General features: G+C 75.4%; 4 protein-coding genes. All 4 read right to left on the bottom strand.

Annotation, left to right across the window (positions count from 1 at the left end; translation table 11 throughout):
- Nucleotides 1-58: 58 nt before the first annotated feature.
- A complete protein-coding gene (locus ACRYM0_RS20520) occupies nucleotides 59-727 on the bottom strand; it encodes a hypothetical protein (RefSeq protein WP_432507701.1) in 669 nt (222 codons plus the stop codon).
- Between the two features lie 316 nt (nucleotides 728-1,043).
- A complete protein-coding gene (locus ACRYM0_RS20515; protein WP_432507700.1) occupies nucleotides 1,044-1,703 on the bottom strand; it encodes an HAD family hydrolase in 660 nt (219 codons plus the stop codon).
- Nucleotides 1,704-1,731: 28 nt separating this feature from the next.
- The gene (locus ACRYM0_RS20510) at nucleotides 1,732-2,637 is read right to left on the bottom strand and encodes an MSMEG_6728 family protein (protein ID WP_432507699.1); all 906 of its coding nucleotides are present in this window, start codon (nucleotides 2,635-2,637) and stop codon (nucleotides 1,732-1,734) included.
- 123 nt (nucleotides 2,638-2,760) lie between these two features.
- Complete coding sequence (locus ACRYM0_RS20505) at nucleotides 2,761-3,678, bottom strand: D-isomer specific 2-hydroxyacid dehydrogenase family protein (RefSeq protein ID WP_432507698.1); 918 nt, start codon at nucleotides 3,676-3,678, stop codon at nucleotides 2,761-2,763.
- Nucleotides 3,679-3,850: the final 172 nt, after the last annotated feature.

The following is a 3,850-nucleotide window of genomic DNA, read 5'->3' as shown; positions in this document are numbered from 1 at the left end:
TGATCTTGCACGGTTGAGTCCTCAACCGCGCAAGATCACCGCGGGAGGGGGGAGGGGTTCACCAGAGGCGGCGGCGGATGGCCGGCTCGAGCCCGAGCAGCTCCCCCACCCCCTGCTCCAGGGCGAGGGACCGGCCGAGGACCTCCCCGCGCCCCACCCCCACCACGGTCCAACCCCGGCGACGCAGGTCGGCCCGGCGGCGCTCGTCGTGCTCGCGCTGCCGCGCGGAGCCGTGGAACTCCTCCCCGTCGTACTCGACGGCGATGCGCCGGTCGGGCCACCCCGCGTCCAGTCGCCACGGCGCACGCCCGGCCCGAGGCACCTCGATCTGCGTGCGCACCCGGGGGAACCCGGCGTCGGCGAGGCGCAGGCGCAGCCACGACTCGCCCGGGGACTCCGCCCCCGCGTCGACGAGCGTCAGCAACCGGCGGGCTCTCGCCACACCGCGCTCCCCGGGCACCTCCTCCAGGCGGGAGAGCGCCGCACCGGGGTCCAGCAGCCCCATCCGCAGCGCACGGTCCAGCATGGCCAGAGCGAGCGGGGGGACCTCGTACCGCGCGGTGTCCAAGCAGGTGCGGAGCACGGAGGTGACGGGGACGGCCCCGTCGAGCTCGACGTCCCCGCGCAGCACCGCCTCGTAGCACCGCACACCGGGCCGCCGCAGCGGCGCACGCCCCGTTTCGACGACGCACTCCACGGGCAGGAGGTCCGGCTCTTCTCCCGGCATCGTCAGGTGGAAGCCGTGGCGGGCCGCTGCAGACCGGCGGGCGACGGCCGCACCGGGGGGAGCAGGATCGCGAGCGCAGCCGCACGGTCGCCGTGGGACAGGGGGTTCGCGAGTTCCGCAGCAGCGTCCCGACGACGCGCGGGCAGGGTGGTGGGCACCTGCGCACCGTGCAGCCCCACCCCGGCCACCGGGCCGGTGTCCACAGGACCCCGGTTCCGCAGCGCTCACCCACAGGCCCCGGGCGCTCCCGCCCAGCGGTGATCTTGCACCGTTGAGTGCTCAACAGTGCAAGATCACCGCTGGGCGGGGAGGGGGGTCAGGAGGGGGCGGCGAAGGGGGTGGAGTCCAGGGCACCGATGAGCTCGCGCATGGAGTCCTGCACCGCGACGGCACCGGCCTCGCGCAGTTCGCCCACCGAGTACCCGCCCGTGCGCAGCGCCACCGCCGGCAGGCCGGCCTTCACGGCGGCCTCGACGTCCCACGTGGAGTCGCCCAGCACGACGCCGGACGCGCCCTCGACGCGCTGCAGCGCAACCTGGAACAGGTCCGGGGCGGGCTTGGTCGCCTCCGCGTCGTCCGACGACGTCCACGCCTCGCACAGCTCGCGGGCGTCGAGCAGGTCGAGGAACGCGTCGACGTGCTTGCCCTTGCCGGAGGAGGCGAGCACGACCTTCCACCCGCGCCGGCCGAGCTCGGCGATCAGGTCGCGCGCGCCGTCGAACGGCTGGACCTCGGGCAGGAGGCGGTCGAACTCCTCCACCCACGCCTCGCGCGCGTCGTCGCCGTGGGCCTGCTCGAAGTCGTCGCCGGCGACCGAGGGCACGAGCTGGTCACCGCCCATGCCGATGGCGCGGTGGATGCGCCAGACCGGCACGGTCAGGTCGTACCGGCGGAACGCGCGGAACCAGGCGAGGGCGTGCTGGTAGTTGGTGTCGACGAGGGTGCCGTCGACGTCGAGCAGAGCGGTGTCGGCCATGCCCGTCCCGTACCCGCGGACGGGTGGTTCACGCGGCCACGTCCACGCAGAACAGCCTGCGGGGGTCCTGCAGCATCGCCGGCGGCTGCACGTCCGAGCGGGCCGCGCGCCCGCCCCACCGCACCCGCCGGCGGTGCCGGGCCTCGACGCCCTTGCGGCCGTCGAACTCGTACTCGCCCAGCACCTCGCCCAGCAGCAGGGCCTGCTCCTGCTCGACGGGCAGGGCCACCTCGTCACCGGGGGCGAGCTCGTGCACGAACGTGTCCAGCACCCGCAGGTCCTTGCCGGGCCGCTTGCCGGGGGTGACCTGCTTGAGCAGCTGCCGCAGGGTGGTGCCCTCCTCCGCGAGGCGCACGTCGACGTCGATGCCGGACTCGGTGCCGAGCCCGACGACGCCGTCGGTGAGGAACTCCGCCAGCACCTGCGGGGAGCCGGGGCGCACGACCCACACCAGCCTGCCCCCGGCGCGCGGGCGCGGTTCGAGGGAGGGCGGGTCGGGCCAGCGGTAGGGCAGGTCGTCGGGTTCGTCGTCGCCGAAGATCGGCCGGTAGGTCGCCGGGTCCTTGCGCAGCAGCGCCGAGCGGTGGCTGCGGTGCACGGCCTCGTCCCCGAGCCAGGGCGGCATGAGCCCCTCGGCGGCGAGCTCGGCCTGCGGTCGCCCGATCACCTCGGGGGCGAACTCGCCGATGAGGCGGCGGGTGGAGTCGGCGCGACCGGTGCGGGTCCACTCGTCGACGCAGGCGAGGCCGTAGGCGACGAGGGCGGGGGTGCAGCCGCGCCACATGCGCACCGCGGGGTGGTTCACCCAGCCGTAGTCGGGCAGTTCCAGGGCCCGCAGCACCTGCAGGGTCTCCACCCGCTGCTTGCCCAGCCGGGGCGCGTCGAGCACGGCCGCGGAGCGCGCGAAGTCGGCGTAGGGGAGGAACGTCTGCACGCCGTCCACCGTGGCGCGGCCACCGCCCCGGCGCCACCCCACCCCGACCCCGCGGTGATCTTGCGAGGTTGAACTCTCATTCGTGCAAGATCACCGCCGGGGAGGAGGGTGGGGAGCGGGACGTCAGTAGCCGGCGTCGACGTCCACGACGCCCACGAGGTCCTCCCCGGCGGCGAAGCGGCGAACGTTCTCCTCCACGCGGGCGGCCAGGCCGCCGGACTGCAGCTGCGGGGGGTTGGCGACGTGCGGGGTGATCAGGGCCCGCGGCTCGCTCCACAGCGGGTGGTCGTCGGGCAGCGGCTCGGGGTCGGTGACGTCGAGGGCGGCGCCGGCGATCGCACCGCGGGCGAGGGCGTCGACGAGGGCGTCGGTGTCGACGAGGGTGCCGCGGGCGATGTTCACCAGCCACCCGGAGGGGCCGAGGGCGGCGAGCTCCTCGGCGCCCACGAGGGCCTTCGTCTCGCTGGTGGCGGGTGCGGCCAGCACGACGTGGTCGGCGCGTCCCCACACCTCCCCGACGCGGTCGGCGGGCAGCGTCTCGGCGGCGCCGGGCACGTCGTGGCCGCGGCGCGTCACGGCGAGCACCGTGGCGCCGAGGGCGTTCAGCGCGGGGATCATCGCCCGGCCGATGCCACCGGCCCCGACGATCGCGACGGTGGAGCCGCGCAGGGTGCTCTGGGGCCCAGCGGCGGCGCGGTTGTCCCAGCTGCTCAGCCGGGCGGAGACGGCGAGGCCGCGCACCCCGGCCAGCAGCAGGGCGACGGCGTGCTCGGCGACGGCGTCGGAGTAGGCGCCGGCCGCGGACGTCCAGGTGCGGTCGCGGTCCACCCTGCCCGCGGCGAACCAGCTCTCGATGCCGGCGGAGGGCAACTGCACCCAGCGCACCGCGCCGGGCAGGTCCGGCAGGTCGTCGGGGCCCGCGGCCCACACCACGGCGTCGGCGTCGGCGAGGGCGGCGACGCGCCCGCCGGCGCGGCGCACGGCGTCCTCCAGGTCGTTCCGCTCACCGGGTCCGACGTGGACGGCCGGGGTGTCGGGCATGGCGCGCTCCTGCTCTGGCGGTGGGGTCGTGCGGACGCGATCCACCCTAGTGGTCAGCTCGGGAAGTTCTTGATCACCTGATCTGCACGTTTCGCTACTGGGCTGGTGATCAAGCACGCGGCATCGTCGGTGGCCGTGGGTACAACACTTCCGACGATGCCGCACACGGCGC

Origin of the sequence: Kineococcus arenarius subsp. arenarius (assembly GCF_050871845.1) — a bacterium.
GTDB lineage: Bacteria > Actinomycetota > Actinomycetes > Actinomycetales > Kineococcaceae > Kineococcus.
Note: the sequence above shows the minus strand (reverse complement) of the source record. Positions and strands in the feature narration are given on the sequence as shown.